The 21,381-nt window shown below is 63.1% G+C and carries 19 protein-coding genes and 2 tRNA genes; 11 read left to right on the forward strand and 10 right to left on the reverse strand.

Going from position 1 to position 21,381, the window contains the following annotated elements:
* The first annotated feature begins 33 nt into the window (after window positions 1-33).
* Together AC3YOG_RS09845 and xth are read left to right on the forward strand one after the other, a co-directional pair.
* Complete coding sequence (locus tag AC3YOG_RS09845; protein ID WP_489934919.1) at window positions 34-1,179, forward strand: serine hydrolase domain-containing protein; 1,146 nt, start codon at window positions 34-36, stop codon at window positions 1,177-1,179.
* Between the two features lie 64 nt (window positions 1,180-1,243).
* Window positions 1,244-2,023, forward strand: a complete 780-nt coding sequence (gene xth, locus AC3YOG_RS09850) for an exodeoxyribonuclease III (protein ID WP_489934920.1) — start codon at window positions 1,244-1,246, stop codon at window positions 2,021-2,023.
* Window positions 2,024-2,029: 6 nt separating this feature from the next.
* On the opposite strand, the gene AC3YOG_RS09855 is transcribed toward xth, so the two are convergent.
* The 6 genes from AC3YOG_RS09855 to AC3YOG_RS09880 form a co-directional block, all read right to left on the reverse strand.
* Window positions 2,030-2,827: a tetratricopeptide repeat protein gene (locus AC3YOG_RS09855; RefSeq protein WP_489934921.1), complete on the reverse strand. Its 798-nt coding sequence runs from the start codon at window positions 2,825-2,827 to the stop codon at window positions 2,030-2,032.
* 360 nt (window positions 2,828-3,187) lie between these two features.
* The gene (locus AC3YOG_RS09860) at window positions 3,188-4,195 is read right to left on the reverse strand and encodes a CorA family divalent cation transporter (RefSeq protein ID WP_489934922.1); all 1,008 of its coding nucleotides are present in this window, start codon (window positions 4,193-4,195) and stop codon (window positions 3,188-3,190) included.
* 5 nt (window positions 4,196-4,200) lie between these two features.
* The gene (locus AC3YOG_RS09865) at window positions 4,201-6,957 is read right to left on the reverse strand and encodes a valine--tRNA ligase (protein WP_489934923.1); all 2,757 of its coding nucleotides are present in this window, start codon (window positions 6,955-6,957) and stop codon (window positions 4,201-4,203) included.
* 123 nt (window positions 6,958-7,080) lie between these two features.
* A complete protein-coding gene (locus AC3YOG_RS09870) occupies window positions 7,081-7,851 on the reverse strand; it encodes a PopZ family protein (RefSeq protein WP_489934924.1) in 771 nt (256 codons plus the stop codon).
* 184 nt (window positions 7,852-8,035) lie between these two features.
* Complete coding sequence (locus AC3YOG_RS09875) at window positions 8,036-9,400, reverse strand: TolC family outer membrane protein (protein WP_127752596.1); 1,365 nt, start codon at window positions 9,398-9,400, stop codon at window positions 8,036-8,038.
* A 128-nt stretch (window positions 9,401-9,528) separates the two neighbouring features.
* The gene (locus tag AC3YOG_RS09880) at window positions 9,529-10,182 is read right to left on the reverse strand and encodes a protein-L-isoaspartate O-methyltransferase family protein (protein ID WP_489934925.1); all 654 of its coding nucleotides are present in this window, start codon (window positions 10,180-10,182) and stop codon (window positions 9,529-9,531) included.
* Window positions 10,183-10,528: 346 nt separating this feature from the next.
* Between AC3YOG_RS09880 and AC3YOG_RS09885 the strand changes: the two genes are divergently transcribed.
* Window positions 10,529-11,707, forward strand: a complete 1,179-nt coding sequence (locus AC3YOG_RS09885) for a GGDEF domain-containing protein (RefSeq protein ID WP_489934926.1) — start codon at window positions 10,529-10,531, stop codon at window positions 11,705-11,707.
* Between the two features lie 6 nt (window positions 11,708-11,713).
* On the opposite strand, the gene AC3YOG_RS09890 is transcribed toward AC3YOG_RS09885, so the two are convergent.
* On the reverse strand, window positions 11,714-12,082 hold the full coding sequence (locus AC3YOG_RS09890) for a hypothetical protein (RefSeq protein WP_489934927.1): 369 nt from the start codon (window positions 12,080-12,082) through the stop codon (window positions 11,714-11,716).
* 49 nt (window positions 12,083-12,131) lie between these two features.
* Between AC3YOG_RS09890 and AC3YOG_RS09895 the strand changes: the two genes are divergently transcribed.
* The 8 genes from AC3YOG_RS09895 to AC3YOG_RS09930 all read left to right on the forward strand — a co-directional run bounded on the left by AC3YOG_RS09895 (window position 12,132) and on the right by AC3YOG_RS09930 (window position 18,309).
* Window positions 12,132-12,205 (forward strand) — tRNA-Cys (locus AC3YOG_RS09895).
* A gap of 135 nt (window positions 12,206-12,340) precedes the next feature.
* Entirely contained in the window at window positions 12,341-13,495 is a 1,155-nt protein-coding gene (locus AC3YOG_RS09900) for a benzoate/H(+) symporter BenE family transporter (RefSeq protein ID WP_489934928.1), read from the forward strand.
* Complete coding sequence (gene mobA / locus AC3YOG_RS09905; protein WP_489934929.1) at window positions 13,492-14,121, forward strand: molybdenum cofactor guanylyltransferase; 630 nt, start codon at window positions 13,492-13,494, stop codon at window positions 14,119-14,121. The genes AC3YOG_RS09900 and mobA overlap by 4 nt, the downstream gene beginning before the upstream one ends.
* An 80-nt stretch (window positions 14,122-14,201) precedes the next feature.
* Window positions 14,202-14,277, forward strand: a tRNA-Asn gene (locus AC3YOG_RS09910).
* A 114-nt stretch (window positions 14,278-14,391) separates the two neighbouring features.
* Window positions 14,392-14,850: an SRPBCC family protein gene (locus AC3YOG_RS09915; RefSeq protein WP_489934930.1), complete on the forward strand. Its 459-nt coding sequence runs from the start codon at window positions 14,392-14,394 to the stop codon at window positions 14,848-14,850.
* Window positions 14,851-15,015: 165 nt separating this feature from the next.
* Window positions 15,016-16,065, forward strand: a complete 1,050-nt coding sequence (locus AC3YOG_RS09920; protein WP_489934931.1) for a cysteine synthase A — start codon at window positions 15,016-15,018, stop codon at window positions 16,063-16,065.
* A 67-nt stretch (window positions 16,066-16,132) separates the two neighbouring features.
* Window positions 16,133-17,584 carry a cardiolipin synthase gene (gene cls / locus AC3YOG_RS09925; protein ID WP_248305255.1) on the forward strand — a complete coding sequence of 484 codons (1,452 nt, stop codon included), beginning with the start codon at window positions 16,133-16,135 and terminating at the stop codon, window positions 17,582-17,584.
* Window positions 17,585-17,592: 8 nt separating this feature from the next.
* Window positions 17,593-18,309 carry an alanyl-tRNA editing protein gene (locus AC3YOG_RS09930; protein ID WP_489934932.1) on the forward strand — a complete coding sequence of 239 codons (717 nt, stop codon included), beginning with the start codon at window positions 17,593-17,595 and terminating at the stop codon, window positions 18,307-18,309.
* Between the two features lie 6 nt (window positions 18,310-18,315).
* Here the strand turns inward: AC3YOG_RS09930 and AC3YOG_RS09935 are convergent, their stop codons facing one another.
* From AC3YOG_RS09935 to AC3YOG_RS09945, 3 genes are all read right to left on the reverse strand, one after another.
* A complete protein-coding gene (locus AC3YOG_RS09935) occupies window positions 18,316-19,356 on the reverse strand; it encodes an amino acid ABC transporter substrate-binding protein (protein ID WP_489934933.1) in 1,041 nt (346 codons plus the stop codon).
* Between the two features lie 93 nt (window positions 19,357-19,449).
* Window positions 19,450-20,250, reverse strand: a complete 801-nt coding sequence (locus AC3YOG_RS09940) for an amino acid ABC transporter ATP-binding protein (RefSeq protein ID WP_489934934.1) — start codon at window positions 20,248-20,250, stop codon at window positions 19,450-19,452.
* Window positions 20,251-20,253: 3 nt separating this feature from the next.
* Window positions 20,254-21,381 carry an amino acid ABC transporter permease gene (locus AC3YOG_RS09945; RefSeq protein ID WP_489934935.1) on the reverse strand — a complete coding sequence of 376 codons (1,128 nt, stop codon included), beginning with the start codon at window positions 21,379-21,381 and terminating at the stop codon, window positions 20,254-20,256.

Raw genomic sequence — 21,381 nt, forward strand, 5'->3', positions numbered from 1 at the left:
GGTGATCGTTTCTTCCTCAGGGGGAGAATCGATGTGCCAATAGCCGAACGCCTCGACGCCACGATCAAGCGCGCCATCAGCGACAATCGCATTGTCGGGGCGGTGGTGATCGCCAAGGAGCGTGGACAAACCATCTACGAGAACGCGCTGGGGCTGGCCGACCGGGAAGCCGAGCGCCCCATGGCGCTCGACACCGTGTTCCGGTTGTCCTCGCTGACCAAGCCTATCGTTGCCACAACGGCGCTGGCGCTGGTGGATGCCGGGCTGCTCGAGCTCGAGGCGTCGGTGAGCCGGTATCTCCCCTATTTCCGACCAAAGCTCGCGAGCGGCGAAGGCGCCGAGATCACGATCCGGCAGCTGTTGACCCACACATCGGGGCTCGGGCGCGAATACGTGCTGTCGGAGACTGATCTGGCGGAGTCGGCCGTGCAGGCGGTGGGAGGCAATCGCTGGCACTTGTCCCTGGACGAGAACATGGAATTGCTTGCCGGCGTGCCGCTGCCCTTTGCGCCCGGAACGGGCTGGGCTTATGGGCAATCCACCGATCTGTTAGGTGCGGCGGTGGCGCGGGTCACGGGCACGACGCTGGGCGAAGCGGTGGCGCGCTATGTGACCGGGCCGCTGGGCATGGCGGATACGGTGTTTCTGCTGCCGCAAGGAGAGCCGCGGCTGGCGGCGGCTTATGCCGATAATCCCGAGCATGGCGAGCCGCCGGTGTTGATGGGCGATCCCCATAGCGTCCCCAATCCCGCCGGTACACTCACGACCTATTCGCCCGGGCGCATCTTTGATGCCAACGCCTATCATTCCGGAGGCAGCGGGATGGCCGGCACGGCGCCCGACTTCATGGTGCTGCTCGAAGCGCTGCGCACCGGCGGGGGTGGCGTGATCAAGGGGGAAACCACCGCAGCCGGGCTGGGCAACCAGACGCCGCAACTGGAGCATGCGAGCGGGCCGGGCTGGCAGTTCGGCTATTTCGGGGCGTATCTGGTTGATCCGATCGCCGCTGACAGCCCGTGCGCCGTGGGCACGATGCGATGGGGTGGGATTTATGGGCATAGCTGGTTCATCGACCCGGTGGCGGGGCTTTCGGTTGTGGCCATGACCAATACGGGCCTGGAAGGCAGCGACGGGATTTTTCCACTCGATATCCGCGACGCCATCTATTGGCCGACCTGAGGGCGGTTGCGGCGCGCGGCGTTGCGGACTAGCTTTCGCGCGCCCGCAAGGAGTTGACCATCGCATGCGCATCGCCACCTGGAACATCAATGGCATCAAGGCTCGACTGGGGCTGCTGCTGCAGTGGCTTGAGCAGGAAAAGCCCGACATTGTCTGCCTGCAGGAGATCAAGAGCGTCGATGAAGCGTTCCCGCGCGCCGAAATCGAAGCGCTGGGCTACCATGTGGAAACGCATGGGCAGAAAAGCTGGAATGGCGTGGCGATCCTGTCGCTGATGCGCTTTGATGAGGTGACTCGCGGCCTGCCGGGCGATGACGAAGACGAGCAGGCGCGGCTGATCGAGGGCGTGTTCTCGGTGCCCTCAGGCGCCATTCGCGTGTGCAATATCTACCTGCCCAACGGCAATCCGGTGGATAGCGAGAAATTCCCCTACAAGCTGCGTTGGATGGAGCGGCTGACGGCGTTTGCCGAGGAGCGGCTCAAGCTCGAAGAGCCATTCATCATCCTGGGGGACTATAATCTGATCCCCGCCCCCATCGATGCGCATCACCCGGAAAACTGGTGGGGCGACGCGCTTTACCGGCCTGAAAGCCTTGAGCGGTTCCGCACGCTGGTCAACCTGGGGTTCACCGATGCCCTGCGCGCGATCACGGCAGAGCCGTCCTATACGTTCTGGGATTTCCAAGCCGGCGCCTGGCGGCGCAACCACGGCATCCGCATCGACCACCTGCTGCTGTCGCCGCAGGCTGCCGACCGGCTCGATGACGTGGTGGTGCACAAGGATGTGCGCGGCTGGGACAAGCCGAGCGACCATGTGCCCGTGGAAGGCTGGTTTACCTTCTAGCGCCGCTCAGAACGAGGCGAATTGCGGCGCAACGCTGGCGGCCAGTGAACCGGCTTCGGCGCGCTGCTCGGGCGTTGCCACGGACATGGCATTGCTGACCAGTTTGTTGACCCAGCCCTCGTCGGCCGTGCCGGCGACCCGGGCCTGCGCCAGGGACAGCCACATCAAGCCTTCGACCTGCTGGGGCACGAGCCCGGCAACGCCGTGGAACAACAGATCACCTAGATGGGCCTGAGCCGCGCCATGGCCCTTGCGGGCGGCCAGCGAAAACCAGCGGGCGCTTTGCAAAGGGTTCAGGCCCAGTTCATTTTCATCGAGATACAACAGGCCAACGCGATATTGCGCATCCGCATCGCCAAAATAGGTGGCGGCATGGAGGAGCAAAGCATGGGAGCGATCCGCATCGGCCTTGATGCCGGCATCGGGCAAGCCGTCCCGGAAATAATCGCCGATCTTGACGAAGGACTGCGCGACGATGTCGGATTCGACGCCCTTGGGCGCGGCATCGGCATGCTGGTTGGCAATCTGGGCGAAATAGCCAAAGGCCTTGACCGGGTCCCGGGCGACGCCTTCGCCATTTTCATACATCGTGCCAAGCTGCCACATGGCCATGGGCTGGCCCGCGGCAGCCGCATCCTCGAGCGCTGCCACGAGGTCGTCGCCCGACACGCCGCCCCCTGCCCCGTCGAGCATCTTGGCCATATCCAGCGCTGCATCTGCCGCAGTCTGCGCCTGCGCGGGTACCAGCATCGCCAAAGCGAATACCGCGCCCATCGCGACGGAGATCAGGGAATGTTCCCCCATGATCCGCATCTCACTCCTTTCGCCCACTCCAAGGTGGACGTCGTCGAACCATGGCCCGAAACCGCGGACCCATCCCCGCATGCTGATCAACTGGGAACCGCGATCCCCTAGGTCAACGCCCATGCCTGTCATGACTTGCTTCATACCCAAACATTGTGGCGGGAAATGTCGCTAAATCGTTGCATGACGATGTTAATGCAGTGAATCAACTGCGCTGTTGCGCAATAAGCACAAAGCAGGAATGCGCCTAATGCTTGCTGGGCAAAATCGTATGTGTTTGGAAGCAGTAAGGTCGGGTGGCGCAGAGTTTGATTCAAGCCCTTGTGCCGCGGACAAGCAGGCTCTCGGAGCGAAATCGGACTAGAGCCAGCGCCTTCTGCGCATCCACCCAACAATCACCAGCGCCAGCACCAGGAGCATGACACAAACGCCCCAAAAGGCGTGGGCACTTTCGGAGAACGGAATGCCCGCCACATTCATGCCGAGCACACCGGTGAGCAGCGTCAGTGGCATGAAGACCGCCGTGACGGCGGCAAGAATCAGCATGGTGTGATTCATCTGCTCGGCCCGTGCGTCGGCCAGTTGCTCATGGACCAGAACAGCACGCTCCGAAAGGGCGGCGAGTTCCTCGCCAATTCGGCCGGTTCGTCCCGAGGCTTCGCGCAGGCGCAGCCGGTCCTTGGCGGTGAAGAACGAGAGGTCCTCGATTTCGAGCGTGTTGAGCACGTCGCGCTGCGGCCAGATCAAACGGCGAAAGCTGATCAAGGTACGTCGCAGATGCGCCAGCCGGCTACGCGACTTTGCCCCATTTTCGGAAAGCAGCTTTTCTTCAATCTCGTCCAGTCGCTCCGCAAGGCGCTCAACCAGCGGCTCCAGCCGATCCGCGGCCCGCAGGCCTAGCCGCGCAATCAGGTCCGCCGGGCTGAGGGGAGCGTGGTGAGAGGCTTCCCATTTGGACACACCAAGAAAGTCGATGATGTTGAGTTCGGAGGCGATGATAACGCGGCCGCGCTCGATCCATAAGGTCAGCAACTGACGGCCAATATCCTCCGGCTCGGCACCAGGCCGGGCGACCCGCAGGACGACCAGCGCCTTGTCTTCCAGCACCGTGCAACGGGTGCGGGTGCTGGGTGTGGTCAGCAGGCCGGCATTGAAGTCGCCAAGGTCGGATTTTAGCCAGGCGGCGAACTCGGGCGACTTAGGATTGCCCGAGATCAGCTTGAAACCCCGGCTTGGCACCATTGGCTGGTCGCCGCCGGGGCCTTGGCGGCCAACCCCTCCCTTGCCGTCAAAGACGAGCACCGTGCCCACGCCAACCAGACCGTTCTGGATGGCGCGGGCAGTCGGCTCGGGAGGATGACCATCCATCGCGGTCAGCTGAGCCGCTGCAGGGCGTCGCCGATGCGGCTGCGACGGTCGGCGGCCGCCTGGCGACGGGCCTTTTGTTCTTCGATTACCTCTTCGGGCGCCTTGGCGACGAACTGCTCATTACCCAGCTTCTTGTCGATCTGGCTGACTTCGGCGTCGAGCTTGCCGATTTCCTTTTGCAAACGGGCCTTTTCGGCGGTGATGTCGATGAACTCGGCCAGGGGCAGCGCCCAGGTGGCTTCGCCCACAACGAACTGTGCCGATTCGCCGGGTACCGTCACTTGCGGGCTGATGGCCTCGAGCCGCGCGAGGCGGGTAATGAGGCTGGTGCCGGCCACGAGGCGGCGCAGCGTGGTGTCGTCGGCGCCGATCACGGCCAGCTGCAGCTTGGCGCTGGCGGGCACGTTCATTTCGCTGCGCACCGAGCGGATATTGGTGATCACTTCGATCAGCCAGCTGAGCTCGGCATCGGCGGAGGGATCTTCGAGACCATCGAGCTCCGGCCAGGTCGAGAGAATAAGCAGGCCGTCGCGGGCCGGGCCGAGGGCGCCGGTTTCCGCCCAGAGCTCTTCGGTGACGAAGGGCATGAAGGGGTGCAGCATTTTGAGGATCTGGTCGAGCGCCCAGGCGGCAGTGGCGCGAGTTTCGGCCTTGGCGCCCTCATCGGTGCCCATGAAGACGGGCTTGGCAAATTCCACATACCAATCGCAGAAGGTGCCCCAGACAAAGTCATAGGCCGAGTTGGCGGCTTCGTTGAACTTGTAGTCCTCGATGCCGCGGCGCACCGCAGCGACGGCACGGGCGGTGGCACCAACGATCCAGCGATTGAGCGGGAGCGTATTGGCCTTGGGATCATAACCCTCGACGCGGCGGCACTCGTTCATCTCAAGGAAGCGCGCGGCGTTCCAGAGCTTGGTGACGAAGTTGCGATAGCCCTCGACGCGGTTGATCGAGAGGCGGATGTCCCGGCCCTGCGCGGCCATGGCCGCCAGGGTGAAGCGGGTGGCGTCGGCACCATATTGGTCGATGAGCTGCAGGGGGTCGATGACGTTGCCCTTGGTCTTGCTCATCTTCTGGCCCTTTTCGTCGCGGACCAGGGCGTGCATGTAGACGGTGTGGAAGGGCTCTTCCTCGAGGAATTCAAGGCCCATCATCATCATGCGGGCGACCCAGAAGAAGATGATGTCAAAGCCGGTGACCAGCACATCGGTGGGGTAGTAGCGCTTGAGCTCGGGGGTTTCGTCGGGCCAGCCAAGGGTCGAGAACGGCCAAAGGGCCGAAGAGAACCAGGTATCGAGCACGTCTTCGTCGCGCTTGATCGGGGTGGGCGCACCATAATGGGCGTCGGCCTGGGCCTGGGCTTCGGCTTCGCTCGAAGCGACAAAGGCGTGGTTGTCGGGACCATACCAGGCGGGGATCTGGTGACCCCACCAGAGCTGGCGCGAAATGCACCAAGGCTTGATGTTCTCGAGCCAGGCGAAATAGGTGTTTTCGTATTGCTGGGGCACGAATTTGGTGCGGCCCTCGCGCACTGCGGCGAGCGCGGGCTGGGCGAGGATATCGGCCTTGACCCACCACTGGTCGGTCAGGAAGGGCTCGATGACGACGAGCTTGGATTTCTCGTCATGGGGCACCATGATCTTTTTGTCCTCGATGTGATCGAGGCCACGAGTGGGATTTTCCTCGGCGAGCGCGGCGAGATCAGCGACGATGCGCTTGCGGGCGTCGAAACGATCCAGGCCACGATAAGCGGCGGGGATGAAGGGCTCATCGACGATGGCGCCGCGCGTCGTAAAGACGTTGATCTGTTCTAGGTTGTTGCGAACGCCGACCTCGAAGTCGTTGAAATCGTGGGCGGGCGTGATCTTGACCGCGCCGGTGCCGAGAGCGGGGTCGGCATATTCATCAGCAACGATGGGGATGCGGCGCCCGACCAGCGGCAGATCGACGAACTTGCCGACGAGATCGGCATAGCGCGGATCTTCGGGATGCACGGCAACGCCGGCATCGCCGAGCATGGTTTCGGGGCGGGTGGTGGCGACGATGATGTAGTCGCGCGTTTCCCACTCGGTGGGCTTGCCCTCTTCGTCATGGGCAATGGGGAACTGATAGGTGACGCCATCCGCGAGCGGATAGCGCAGGTGCCACATATGGCCCTTGATCTCGATATTCTCGACTTCGAGGTCCGAGATCGCGGTTTCGAGGCCCGGATGCCAATTGACGAGGCGCTTGGCGCGATAGATGAGGCCGCGCTTGTGCAGCTCGACAAACACCTTGGTGACGGCGCGCACCATCTGGTCGTCAGCCGAGCCATTATCGCCCATGGTGAAGCGTTCGCGGCTGAAATCGGCTGACGCGCCCAGCCGCTTGAGCTGGTTCATGATGGTGCCGCCCGATTCGGCCTTCCATTCCCAGACGCGCTCGATGAACTTTTCGCGCCCCATGTCGCGGCGGTTCATCTGCTTGGCGGCCAGCTGGCGCTCGACGATCATCTGGGTGGCAATGCCGGCATGGTCGGTGCCGGGCTGCCAGAGGACATCCTTCTTGAGCATCCGGTTGAAGCGGATCAGGATGTCCTGGATGGTGTTGTTGAGCGCGTGCCCGATATGGAGCGAGCCGGTGACATTTGGCGGCGGAATGACGATGGTGAAAGTTTCCGCACCGGGTGCGGCCCCTGCCCCGGCGGCAAAAGCGCCAGCCTCGAGCCATTGCTCGTAGATGCGTCCTTCAACGGCGCCGGGCTCATAGCTCTTTTCAATCATAGCGTCACTCGCAACAACAATGACCCGCCAGTTCGCACTGTGCGGGCCGTCTCTAAATCTGTCGGTGTATCAACCAAATGCGCGCCGGATGGTCAACAGCGGCGCGCGCAAGGGTGCATTAACTTATTCGCCGCGCGAAACGCGGGCAATCTCGCGCTCGACCATGCGCTCGACCACGGCGGGCAGGTTTTCGTCCAGCCACTCCTTCAACATGGGGCGGAGCATGTCGCGCATCAAGGACTCGATGGTGAGCCCGGCATTGCCAAGGCCAATGGCGTTGAGCTTGGTGATGGAGCCGCGCACAGCAGCCTTGGTGGCGGGCCCGAGCAGTTCTTCGGCGAAATCGCTGCTGAGCGTGGGATCGGGCAAGGCTGCAGCCTGGGCACTTGGCGCCTCGGGCCGCGGCGGCTCGGGCACACGTACGGTTTCGGCACGAGCGGGCTCAGGCGTGGGACGTGCATCGGAGCCAGGCACACGCAGCGGCGCAGCGGTCGCAACCGGGCGTTCCTCGGGTTCCTCGGGCTCAAAGCTTACGGGTTCGGGTGCGGCCAAGGGGGCCTCCTCTTCGTCTTGAGCATCGTCCTGGCGGGCGGACGGCGTTTCAGCGAGCATGTTCTCGAAGCTGAACGGGGATGGGGCCTCTTCGGTTCGCTGCTCGATGATCTGGGCGGGGGACAGGGCCAGGGGCTCGGCGTCCTCGAACTGGTCATCAAGGTCGATGGGTGCGGGGGCGCTATATGCTCGCGCGAAAGCGGAGGCGGGCTGCATTGGCGCCGGCGCGGCCTGAGCCGAGGAGCGTCGCGGAAGCCCCGCCGCATCATCATCGGCGATGATCTGGCGGATGGACGACAAGATCTCGTCCATGGAGGGTTCTTTGGGTGCAGGCTTGTTCATGATGGGCCTCTCGCTTGCGCTGGACGAGGGCTGCTCGCCGGCGCAGCCGCATGATTCGTCAACAACACATTAACTCCGGGCGCAGCGATGGGGAATCACCCGCGAGGCCGCCCGGAGAGATGTCCCCTAAAAGTTGTGGCCGAGCACTGCCCAGCCACCAGAACTTGTTGCGATGCGCCTGGACCTACTCGTCCTTGACGACCCGCAGCTCCTGCCAGACATCTTCCACTTCCTGGGTGTAGTTGACGGCAGTCTTGGTTTGCACCGGCAGGCCAAGATCGCCCGCGGTCAGGCGACCGATCGAAGCGAGGAGCGAGAAGGTAGCAATAACCTTGCTGCTCGAGGCATTGATCAGGCCTTCGCGGGCGCTGATCAGTTCGGCCTGGGCATTAAGGACGTCGAGCGTGGTGCGGGTGCCAAGATCGCGTTCCTGGATCACGCCATTGACCACTTCCTGGCCAGCCGAAACGGCGGACTGCGCCGCCTGGATCTGGGCATCGGCATTCTGGATGCCCGCCCAGGCCGAAATCACGGCTTCCCGAATCTGGTCATAGATGGACATGGCGTCAACTTCAGAGCGGATCTGATCGAGATTGGCCTGGCGGACGCCCGAACCCAGGGCACCACCGGCATAGATCGGCACGCTGATGTTGAGGCGCATCTGACCGCTGACGGCTTGGGGAGTGCCTTGCCTGGACGTGCCATCGCTGGCGCCGATGCTGCCGGTGACATCGATCGTGGGACCAAAGGCACCCTGGGCGGCATCACTGCCAGCCTGGGCGGCGCGGATCGCAGCCTTGGCGGTCAGGATTGCGGGGTGACCGCTTTCGGCTTCGGCAATGGCAGACTGCAGCGAATTGGGGATCAGCCGGGCAAAGCTGTGCGAGCTTTGCAGGTCCCGAGGGGCCTGGCCGACATAGCGCTGGAAGGTGGCTTCGCTGACTTCAAGGCTGTTGACCGCGGCCTGATAGGCGGCCTGACCCTGCGCCAGACGCGCATTGGCCTGGGCAACGTCGATCCGGGTGCCCTCGCCCACTTCGAGCCGATCGCGAGCCGAAGACAGCTGGGTGTTGTAGAAGTTGACGTTTTCCTGGCGCAGGCCGACCAGCTGGCGGTCGCTCAGCACCGACATATAGGCCTGCACCACATTGAGCAGCACGTTCTGCTCGGTGTTGCGGATCTGGTATTCGGCAGCCTCCGCACCGGCGCGCGCCGCTTCGATCTGCGCTTCGGTCTGGAAGTTGTCGAAAAGGGTCTGGCTGTAGGACAGCCCGGCATTCAAGGAGGTGCTGTCCTGGAACTGGCCACCTGCAATGCTCCAGTTATAGGTGCCGTTGACCGATGCACCGATGGTGGGGAGCTTGCGGGACTTGGCCTGGACGATATTCTCGGCCCGGGACTTGGCGTCAAGCACCGCCGCCTGCAAATCGGGCGCATAGGAATATGCAGCCGTCAGCGCCTGAGTGATGGACTGCGCCTGCGCGGCGGTCCCACCCATTGCCAATGCAATAGCCAAGGCGCTCGCGGTTAATTTAACGCGTATGCTCATCGCGCGCCTCCAATACTCAAAAAACTGTACGCTGCACAGCCGCGGCAAACAACCGGCGGGCAAGAGCTAGCACGACAAGGTGCACGAATCGTTGAAACTCGTGCTTTGAACGCAACACTCCAGACACCTCAAAACACGAAGTTTTCTTCGGGTTTGGCGAGCCAGAGCGGCGGCAAATGGGCGTTGAACTCGGCCCGCGCCGCGACGGTGCTGCCGGTGCGAACAAAGAGGTGGGCTACCGCCACGCCTCGATCGCGAATCAAGGCGACCATGCGCCCGTGATCACGCAGCAGCGGATAAAGGTTCTGGGGCGCGGCATCGAGCGTGCCCTCAACGATGATGACGTCGAAATCGCGCCCGGACAGCTGTTCGGGTCCGCCGGCCAGTATCTCAGCATTGGTAATGCCGAGCTCACCGAGGGTCGCGGCAGCCGATTGTGCCAGGCTCTCATCCTCCTCCAGACCCACTACGGAAGCGGCAAGGCCAGCCAGAACTGCAGCCGAGTAGCCGGTGGCGCAGCCGATATCGAGCACAGCGTCCCCCGGCTGGACGTCCGCAAGCTGGGCCATGCGGGCAAAAGTGAGTGGCATGGAAAGGAAGCGCTGGCTGTTTTCGCCGAGCGGCTGGATGTCATCGATATAGGCGACCGGCTGGCGCTCGGGCGGAACAAACAGTTCGCGCGGCACGTGGCCCATCTGAGCCAAAAGGCGCCGGTCCACCACGCTGTTGGTGCGCAGCTGATTCTCCACCATCTGCTTGCGCGCGCGTTCGTAATCGGTCATCGGCTGGACGTCCTGGCAGGTGATATGCCGGACGTGAATATCCCTGCCCCGGACCGCTGGCAAGCCGCTGGTTTTAACCATGACCGAAAGAATGGTTAATTTTTAGTTAATGTGTCCGGATCGAGCCGTTGCGCCACAAGGGACCCGGCAGGGGAAGCGTTCCGGAGCTTTGGCGAGCCGCTCCTGTCCGCACCTAGGTAAGCTCAGGCTAGAGAGAGTATACAGCCAGACACAGTGCAGATGAATTGTTAAGGGTAGGAACAATCCAACCAATCAACTTAACCTTTTCTTGGTGACGGTGCAGCGACATGGTCCAGGCCCGCGTTCAGGAAGTGAGTTCGCAGTTGTGACCGGTGAGTTCATTTTCGCGCTGTTGAACCCAGCATTATCGGCTGTTTTGGGGCTAACCTTCCTGTTGCTGTGGCGCCTCCGACCCAACCATGATTACCTTTGCGTTCTGGCGCTGGCCTTTGTGTGCTGCGGAGCGGCCTTTGTCGCCAATGACTTCCTGCAACACTGGGAGGGACCGGGGCTTCGGATCGCGGTCAATCTGCTGTTCACGGTAGCCGTGGGCGCGCTTTGTGTGAGCGCCATGGTGCGTGTTGGCGCCCCGGTTCCGGTTGCGGCCTTTGCCGCCACTAATATGCTCGGGGCGGTGTTGTTCCTGTGGTTCTTGCTGGTTGCCCCCTCAACGGAAGGGCGCATCTATACGGCAAACACCACCCTGGCGATCATGGGTGCCGTGACAGTATGGCAATTGTTGCAAGCGACACCCAAATCAGCGGTGGACTGGTTGTTTGTCGGGCTGGGTGGGCTCCTGGTTACCCTGGCACTGGCGCGCCCGCTTGCCACCGTGGCGCATGCGCTCGACACCAATGCGGGCGGCTCGCTGCAGGCCTCCGATTATTGGGCGACGGTGCAGGCCATGACCCCGGTGCTCGCCACCACGACGGCCCTGGCATTCTTTGCCGCCTGGACGGTAAGGGCGCTGAGCGAGTTGCGGATGGAGGCCGACCGCGACCACCTGACCGGATTGCTGAACCGGCGGGGATTTGATGCCGGCGTGCACGCCGCAATGGCGGCCCCAGGCGCGGGACGAGCCCAGGCGGCAATCATGCTGGTCGACATCGACAACTTCAAACAGGTCAATGACAGCTTTGGCCACATTGCCGGCGACAAGGTGATAGCGGCGGCGAGCAGGGTGCTGGCCAGCTTCGGGCAGACCCCATTGGTGGGCCGGACGGGGGGCGAAGAATTCGCTTTGTTCTTTCCCCAATGCCAGCGCAGCGAGTTGCTGGCGATCGCCGAATCCATCCGCGCCGCATTTCCGCGGGTCCAGATCGCGGGCATGCCCGACGACTATCCCCTCAGCATCAGCATCGGGATCCACACAAGGCACCAGTCCGAGCCACTCTCGGCCATGGTGGCAAGCGCGGACGAAGCGCTTTATCACGCCAAGGCCAGCGGCAAGAACCGGGCCGTGATGGCTCCGATCGCGCTGAAAACCGTCGCCGCCGCTGGGTAGCGGAACTCACCTGTCGTCGAACTGAAGCACAAGGCCGCGGCGAATGCCGTGGTCGCAGACCAGGCGAGACACCATCGCCCGCTCCTTGTCCGCCGCCTTCATCCGCTCCATGGCCAGGCTCACGGCCCGCGACACCGGCAGTACCGGGTGCCTGGAGTTGCGCTCCCGCACGGCCGCCGTGATTGAAGTCTCGACAATGTTGGAGATTTCTCTGCCGTTCATCGCTGCGCTCCGCTGTTGCAGGATACCGGACGAGGGAAACGCGGTGGCGCTTGGTTCCGAAGCGGCCACGAAGTTCAACATCTCTTGACCTGCGATTGCAGCGGCGGCACCGGCCAGTTGACTGCTAATCGCGAATGGCGAGCGAAATTGCATCAGCGCTCTTGCGCAAGCCAAGGGCCTAACTTAGAAACCTCGCCGGTGAGGCCACGTGGCGGAGTGGTGACGCAGCGGATTGCAAATCCGTGAACCCCGGTTCAATTCCGGGCGTGGCCTCCAAATCATCATCCCAGGAGCCCGAGCAACCGGCGCCTTGTTGCGGCGCAGCTTGGGCGGTCGCCACTGGGAAGAGCAAGCGTGTCCACCAACACATCAACACAAGACCCTGGCTGGCGAATCTATCTGCAGCCAATCATGGCTGGCGCGCTCGCGGCGGTGGTTGGCTATGCCAGCACCTTTACCGTGGTGCTGGCGGCGCTGACCGCAGCCGGCGCTTCGCCCCAGCAGGCCGGATCGGGGCTGTTCGCTGCGTGCCTGGTGATCGGGGTCCTCAACATTGTGGGCAGCGCAAGGCTGCGCGTGCCGGTGAGCTTTGCCTGGTCAACACCGGGCATGGCGTTCTTGCTGACGGCGGGGGCGACCGAGGGTGGGTTCCCGGCGGTGCTGGGCGGGTTCATGGTGGCAGCCGGGCTGATCGTGCTGACGGGGCTGTTCAAGCCGCTGGCGCGGCTGGTGGGCGCGATCCCCGCGCCAATCGCCAATGCGATGCTCGCGGGCATGTTGCTACCGCTCTGCCTGGTGCCGCTGACCGCCGTAGCGGAACTGCCGGCGCTGGCGCTGCCGATTCTGCTTGCCTGGGTGGTGGCGCTGCGCTATGCGCGGCGCTATGCGGTGCCGATTGCCGTGGCGGTAACGGCGGCCATGCTGGCGGTATCGACGCATCTGGCGCCCGGCTCGCTCGACGGGACCTGGCCCGCCTTGCTGCCCGTGATGCCGCACTTTACGCTCGATGGCGCGCTGCGGCTGGGCCTGCCACTCTTTATCGTCACCATGGCGTCGCAGAATCTGCCCGGGCTCGCAGTGCTGCAGGCCAATGGCTACCACCCGGCGCCCGCGCCATTGTTCACGGTGACGGGGCTGGCCAGCGCCGTTTCGGCGGTGTTCGGCGGGCATACTGTTAATCTGGCCGCGCTGACTGCGGCGATTTGTGCCGGCCCCGAATCCCACCCGGAACCGCAGCATCGCTGGCCCGCGCCAATCGCTGCGGGTGTCGTTTACCTGTTTCTGGGCTTGGCCGCGAGCCTGGCGGCGGCGTTCATTGCCGCTTCGCCGCCCTTGCTGATCCAGACGGTGGCAGGCCTCGCGCTGCTGTCGAGCCTCGTGGCGGCGCTGACCGGGGCGCTGGCGGAGGAAGAGGTGCGGCTGCCGGCGATGATGTGCTTCATCACCACGGCTTCCGGCATCACCATCGCCGGACTAGGCGCCCCCTTCTGGGGTCTCGTCGGTGGCATCGGCATGCTGGTGCTGCTGGGCTGGAAGCTGAACCGCAACACAGCGACGCGCTCGTGAGCCTCCCCTTCGGCGTCATCATCGCCGGGGGTGCGGGGCAGCGGCTGGGTGGGGTGCGCAAGGCGGAACTGCGCGTGGGCGGGGTGCGCCTGCTCGAGCGGGTGGCAGCCGCGTTCGGACTTGTCGCTGCGCCCTTGTTGATTTCGACAGGGCCTCATCGAGCACCGGCTCCGCTGCCGGACGGGGCGCTCGCCGTCCCAGACCTCCCTGCCGCGGTTGGCGGCCCGCTGGCTGGGCTGGCGGCTGCGGTGGCAGCACTGAAGCAAAGCGGCATCGAATCGGGGGTGCTGGTGTCGGCACCGGTGGATACGCCGTCTTTGCCGGCCGGTTTTGCCCAGATGATGGCCGATGCGCTGGGGCAGGCAGAGGCGATCTATGCAAGGCATGGGCAAGACTTCTACCCGCCGGTTGCCGCGTGGCGGCTGGAGGCGCTGCAATCGCTGCCCGGTGATCTTGGCAGGGGCTGCGCGCCAGCCAGCCTCAAGGCGCTGCACCGGCAGCTGGGTTCGGCGGAACTGGACTGGCCGGCGGGGGAGAGTAATCCATTCATCAACATCAACACGCTAGCCGAGTTGCTGGCGGCCGAAAAACGCGAGCGCCAACATAATCCACCGCAAATTTCGTGAACTGGTGGCTTAGGGGGTTGGCAAACCAAATCACATTGGTTACACGGACCACGCCTTCGCAAGAAGGCCACCGAATGTCTTCCGCGATAGCTCAGTTGGTAGAGCAAGCGGCTGTTAACCGCTGGGTCGTAGGTTCGAGTCCTACTCGCGGAGCCATTCGTTTTTCAAGGGTCGAGCCCAGCTCCCCATCTTACCCAGCACCGCATTGAACCAGTTCAGCGACCACGACATTGTGGCCGATGACGCTGGCTCGCACAGAAAGGCTCCACGATGAGCGACGGCATGGACCTCGATGGCGAAAGCCAGATCACTTTGACCCGCACCATCGATGCCGAACTGGCCGATGTGTTTGCCGCCTGGACCGATCCGGCACTGATCGAGCAGTGGCAGGCCGACTATGCCGAGTTCGACGCCTTTGAAGGCGGGGAATATCGGTTCGTCACCTATGGCGATGACGAAGACCCCGATGAGCATGTGGTCAGCGGCGAAGTTCTGCAATTCATCGAAAACCAGCGGCTGGTGCTGTCCTGGGTGCACAAGGACGAGGACGACGAGGAAGAGAACGAACTTATCTTTGTGCTCGATATCGTCTTCGAGCCGGCCGGCGAAGGCAGCACCCGTATCACGCTGACTGAGCGGGGCCTGCCCCATGCCGATCCGCAAACGCGCATTTTTTCGATCGAGGCCTGGAGCGCGGCCATGGAGCAGTTGGCCGAAGTGATGGGCTGATCGACGCCGCGCCGGAATACGGTTCTACCCAGCCGGTCCTGTCCAGCACCATGGCCCAGCGCCGCGCTTTATGGGGGAACGCCCTTCCCGGGTGCACCCTTCTTCCTTGTGGCTCGTTGGGTGCACACCTACACTAAGCTTCCCCCAACCGAACGCACGCGATCCATGGCCAAGCACAAAGACCTGATTTCCGCTATCGGCAACACGCCGCTGATCCGCCTCAACCGTGTTTCCGAGCTGACGGGCTGCGAAATCTGGGGCAAGGCCGAGTTTTTGAACCCCGGCCAGTCGGTCAAGGACCGGGCAGCGCTGTTCATCATCCATGACGCGGTAAAGAGCGGGGCGCTCAAGCCCGGCGGCACGATCGTTGAAGGCACGGCTGGCAATACCGGCATCGGGCTGACGCTGGTGGCTAATTCGCTCGGCTTCAAATCGGTGATCGTGATCCCCGAAACCCAGAGCCAGGAAAAAAAGGACGCGCTGCGCCTGTTTGGCGCCGAGCTGATCGAGGTGCCGGCCAAGCCCTACCGCCACCCCAACAACTATATCAAGGTTTCCGGGCGCCTGGCCGAAAAGCTGGCGCGCGAGCTGCCGGGCGGCGCGATCTGGGCCAACCAGTTCGACAATGTTTCGAACCGGCGCGCGCATGTGGAAACCACCGGTCCCGAAATCTGGCAGCAGACCAATGGCCGGATCGATGGCTTTATCTGCGCGGTGGGCTCGGGCGGCACACTCTCCGGGGTCGCCGAAGCGCTACGCGCGCGCAGCTCGGATGTGCGCATCGGGCTGGCTGACCCCGAAGGGGCGGCGCTTTATAGCTATTACACGACGGGAGAGCTGGCGTCCTCGGGCGATTCGATCACCGAGGGCATCGGCCAGGGCCGGATCACGGCCAATCTCGAAGGCCTGACGATCGACAATCCCTACCAGATCCCCGACGCAGAGGCCCTGCCCTATGTGTTCGACCTGCTCGAGCATGAGGGCATTTGCCTTGGCGGCTCCAGCGCGATCAATATTGCGGGCGCCGTGCGCATGGCGCGCGACCTCGGGCCCGGAAAGACGATCGTCACCATACTTTGCGATTACGGCAATCGGTACCAGAGCAAGCTCTATAATCCCGAGTTCCTGCGAGCAAAGGGGCTGCCGGTCCCCCGTTGGCTCGAGGAGCGCCCCAGCATCGACATTTCCTCGGTGATGGAAGCAGACCCGGCCTGAGCCACTCAACCATTGTGCCCGGGCCGGCGCCTGCTAGATTGACGCCGCAACAGGTTCGGGCACAGCATTGTTTAGTTTAATAGATATTCTCGACATGGTGGCGGCCGATCTGCACCTGATCGCCATCGCGTCCGCACTGATCTACCTTTTGGCGCTGGTCTGCGCCGTGCGCGAAATCATGAATTCGCGCACCTCGCAGGGCTCCATCGCCTGGCTGCTGTCGCTGCTGCTGCTGCCCTTCCCCACCGCGTTTCTCTACCTGATCTTTGGCTGGAAGTTTTTTGACGACTACGCCACCGACCGCATCCGCAACGGGCGTTCGGCGCGGCCGTTGCGGGCCAAGGATTTGTCGCTGATCGACCGGGAAACCAGCGAGCGCTGGCCGGTGCAGAGCAAGGTTTCCGAAGTGCCTTTTCTCAACGGCAATGAGGTGGAACTGCTGATCGATGGGCAGGCCACCTTTGACTCGATCTTTGCCGGCATAGCGCGGGCCAAGTCTTATCTCCTCGTGCAGTTCTATATCGTGCGCGACGATGCACTGGGTCAGGAACTGGCAGAGCGGCTGATCGAGCGCGCCAAGGCGGGCGTCAAGATCCGACTGCTCTATGACGATGTGGGCAGCACCGGGATGCCCCGGAAGTATCGCAAGCGCCTGCGCGAAGCGGGTATCAGCGTTGCCGGCTTCAACCAGCGGCACAAATTCCTGCGCATGTATGGGCCCAGCCGCATCAACTATCGCAACCACCGCAAGATCGTGGTGGTGGATGGCGAGGAAGCCTGGGTGGGCGGGCACAATGTGGGGGTGGAGTATATCGGCCTCGACAAGCGGTTCGGCCATTGGCGCGACACCCATGTGAAGGTCTCGGGCCCTGCCGCGCTTGGCTGCGCGCTGCTGTTCCGCGAAGATTGGGAATGGGCGACGGGGGAAGTTCTGCCCTCGACGCCCCCCGAAGTGGTCAAGACGCCGGGCGACGAATCGGTGCTGGTGATGGGCAGCGGGCCGGCCGACAAGCTCGAGGAATGCGCCATCGCCTTTACCGATATCATCGGGCGGGCGCGTGAGCGGCTCTGGATCGTCAGCCCCTATTTCGTGCCGGACACCGATATCCGCACGGCGCTGTTTGCCGCACGGCTACGGGGCGTTGATGTGCGGATCATGCTGCCCAATGTGCCCGACCACAAGATGGTGTGGCTCGCCAGCATTGCCCATGCCGATGCAATGGTGGAGCATGGCGTGTCGATCTACCGCTATGTGAACGGCTTCCTGCACCAGAAGGTGGTGCTGATGGATGACCAGATCGCCTCGGTGGGCAGTGTCAATTTCGACAACCGGTCCTTTGCGATCAATTTCGAGATTACCTTGTGGTTCGCCGATCCCAAATCGATCCAGGCGGTGGAATCCATGCTGATCCAGGATTTCGAGGGATGCCGGCAGGTGGACATGGAAGAAGTCACCACCCGCAGCCTGCCGATGCGCTTCTTGACGCAGGCGGCGCGCCTGCTTTCCCCCCTGCTTTGAGTGCCGAGATGACCCAGTTCCTGTTTCGCGACGACAGCTATCTTCGCTCCACCCCTGCCACCGTGACGGCGATCACGCCCGAAGGCGGGATCGTGCTCGACCGTACGGTGTTTTATGCCACCTCGGGCGGACAGCCGGGGGATAGCGGCAGACTGCAGCGGGCGGACGGGCCGGCAATCAGTATTGCGACGGCCGTTCACCCCGATGGCGACAAGACGCAAATCGTGCATGTGCCCGAGGCTGGGGCGGCGCTACCGGAGGTGGGGGAAGAGGTGGCACTCGAGCTCGATTGGGAGCGGCGCTACCGGCTGATGCGCATGCATAGCGCGCTGCATCTGTTGTCGGTCGCCCTGCCCTTCCCCGTGACTGGCGGCTCGATCGGCGCGGACAAGGGGCGGCTCGATTTCCAGATGCCAGAAGTGCCCGGGGACATGGCGGCAGTGGAAGCGGCGCTCAACGCCATGGTGGAAGCGGCGCACCCCATCAGCCAGGAATGGATAAGCGACGCTGAAATGGAAGCCAATCCCGAGTTGATCAAGACCATGAACGTCAAGCCACCGATGGGGCAAGGCCGGGTGCGGCTGATCCGGATCGGCTCGATCGACCTGCAGCCCTGCGGGGGCACGCATGTGGCCAATACGAGCGAGATCGGGCCGCTGCGGATCGGCAAGATCGAGAATAAAGGCAAGCAGAACAGGCGCGTAAACCTGCTTTTTGCCGACTAGATTCCGCTACAAGACGGGGGGTGCATATAGGAGCCCACCATTGCTCCAGAGCGCGTTTTGACCGCGCAGCAGCGCCGCCCCGGTTTGCGGGCCAAAATGGCGGTCATAGAGTTCGGCATAGTTGCCGACCGCGCGGACAACATCGCTCATGAAGGTGCGCCGGAGGCCCAGCGGCGTGCCGAAATCACCATCCACCCCCAGCAGGCGCCGCACGGCGGGAGTGCGGGCATTGGCCAGGGAGTTGGTGTTAAGGGCGGTGATGCCCACTTCCTCGGCGTTGATCAGGGCGAAGATGGTCCATTTAACGATGTTGAACCATTGATCGTCACCGGCGCGGACGGCCGGGCCCAACAGCTCCTTGGAAATGCGCTCGGGCAGGATGCGATGGTTGGCCGGCTCGGGCAGATCGCGGCGCATTGCCTGCAGTTGGCGGCCTGATGCCGAGACGGCCTGGCAAAGCCCGGCGCGATAAGCAACCGCCAGATCGGCCACGTCCTCATAGGGCACTTCGGTATAGCTGGCCTGGTTGAGGAAGAAGAACTCCTGCACCCGCTCGAGCTCTTCGCCGCCATCGATCACGCAGATGCTGATCTCGTCGAGCTCAAAGGCGGAAACCACGCCCAGCGACTGCGGGACCATGAAGGCTTGCCCGTCGAAAAAGGCGGTGGCAACAAAGCTCGCGCCAAAGAGCGTATCGCGCCGCTGCGTCCAAGAGCCGTTGCGGGTGAGCACATCGACCTGCCCTGTTTGCAAGGGGGCAAAGCGGCTTTCGCCGCGCAGGGCGCGAAACTCGATGAGGTTGGGGTCACCGAACACCGCGGCAGCAATGCCACGGCACAAATCGACGTCAAAACCCGACCAGCGCCCTTCGGCATCCTGCTGGGCAAAGCCGGGCAAGGGGCTGGTGGCACCGCAGATCAGAAAGCCGCGGTCGCGCACGGTTTGCAGGGTTTGCGCCTGCGCCGCGCCAGTGCTGGCGAGCGCCAACGCGCAAAGACCGGCCAGCGCTATGGCAATCCGCAGCAACAGCTTGGAAAAACGGCTCAATACGATGTCTTGCTCCATTGCGCGCCCATATTGGACCGGGCCGCCAGTGGGTCAATCCATCAGTGGCTGATCTTCACCAAAGAGCGTGCGGCATTAATGCAGGATCTGGCTCAAAAAGAGACGGGTCCGCTCATGCTGTGGCGCCGAGAAGAAGGCTTCGGGCTCGTTCTGCTCGATGATCTGGCCCTGGTCCATGAAGATGACCCGGTTGGCGACCTGCCGGGCGAACCCCATTTCGTGGGTGACGCAGATCATGGTCATGCCTTCTTCAGCTAGGGAGATCATCACATCCAGTACTTCCTTGACCATTTCAGGGTCTAGCGCGGAGGTCGGCTCGTCAAAGAGCATGATCCGGGGCTGCATGCAGAGGGAGCGGGCAATGGCGACACGCTGCTGCTGGCCGCCCGACAGCTGGCCGGGGAATTTGTTGGCCTGTTCGGGGATCTTGACGCGCTCGAGATAATGCATGGCCGTGGCTTCCGCCTCGCCCTTGGGGATGCCGCGCACCCAAATGGGTGCGAGGGTCAGGTTCTGCAGAATGGTCAGGTGCGGAAAGAGGTTGAAGTGCTGGAACACCATGCCGACTTCCCGGCGCACCTCATCGATGCGCTTGAGATCGGCCGTCAGTTCGGTGCCGTTGACGATGATCCGCCCTTCCTGGTGCTCTTCGAGGCGGTTGATGCAGCGGATCAGCGTCGACTTACCGGAGCCGGAGGGCCCGGCGATGACGATGCGTTCGCCCTGCATGACACGGAGGTTGATGTCGCGCAGGACATGGAAGTCGGCATACCATTTGTGCATGCCGATCACGTCAATGGCCACGTCCGTCTTAGAGACCTGCATGCCCTCGGTGCGGATATCGCGTTCCACCGTGGTTTCGGAAACTTGGCTCATAACTTACCTCTTGTGCCCGGTATCCAGCCGACGCTCCATCCAGAGCGAATAGCGGGACATGGCGAAACAGAAAATCCAGAACATGAAGGCGGCAAAGATGTAGCCGGTCACGGCCTGGGTTGGAGATGCCCAATCAATGTCGGCGCTGGCGGCCTGAACGGTGCCGAGCAAATCGAAAATGCCGACGATGGAAACCAGCGACGTATCCTTGAACAGGGCAATGAAGTTGTTCACCAGGCCCGGAATGACGTGCTTGAGCGCCTGGGGCAGGATGATGAAGTACATCCGCTTCCAGTAGCCCAGCCCCAGGGCCGCCGCCGCCTCGTACTGCCCGCGCGGTAGCGCCTGAAGGCCGCCACGAACCGTTTCGGCCACATAGGCCGAGGTGAAGAGCGTGACGCCCACCAAGGCGCGCAGCAGCTTGTCCACCGTCGTGCCGGCCGGCATGAACAGCGGCAGCATGATCGATGCCATGAAGAGCACCGAGATCAGCGGCACGGCGCGCCATAGCTCGATGAACATGACGCAGAGCGTCTTGATGATGGGCAGCTTGGACTGCCGGCCGAGGGCAAGCAGGACGCCGATCGGGAAGGAGCAGATGATGCCTACCAGAGAAATGATGAGCGTAACCATGAGGCCACCCCAATCACCGGTCGGCACGGTGCGCAGGCCGAAAACGCCGCCATGCAGAAGGTAGAAGCTGACCACCGGGAACACCAGAAAGAATAGCAGGGCCGTGGTGCGCTTGAAGGGCGCCGCGGGCGTCAGCAGCGAAACGATGAGCACCGCCAGCAGGGCAAAGACGAGGTTGGGCCGCCAGTACTGGTCGATGGGGTAGAAGCCGTAGATGAAGAAGTTGAAGCGGGCATAGATATAGGCCCAGCAGGCGCCTGCCCCTTCGGCGCGGCATTCAAGAACGGTCCCGGTTGGGCCCACAGCGTGGCCGATGATGAAGTTGTAGATCGGCGGGACGGCCCAGAGGAGGAACAGCATCCCGATAATGGTGTAGAGCGCGTCGGTCGGAGTGGCGAAGAGGTTCCGCTGCAGCCAAAGGATGGGGCCGCCGGTGCGGCCGGGAGCCGGTTTGGAAGCGATGAAGTCCTTGCGGACAAAGCCGAGATCTGTGGTCAT

This window comes from Devosia sp. Z6_126 (genome assembly GCF_058133495.1).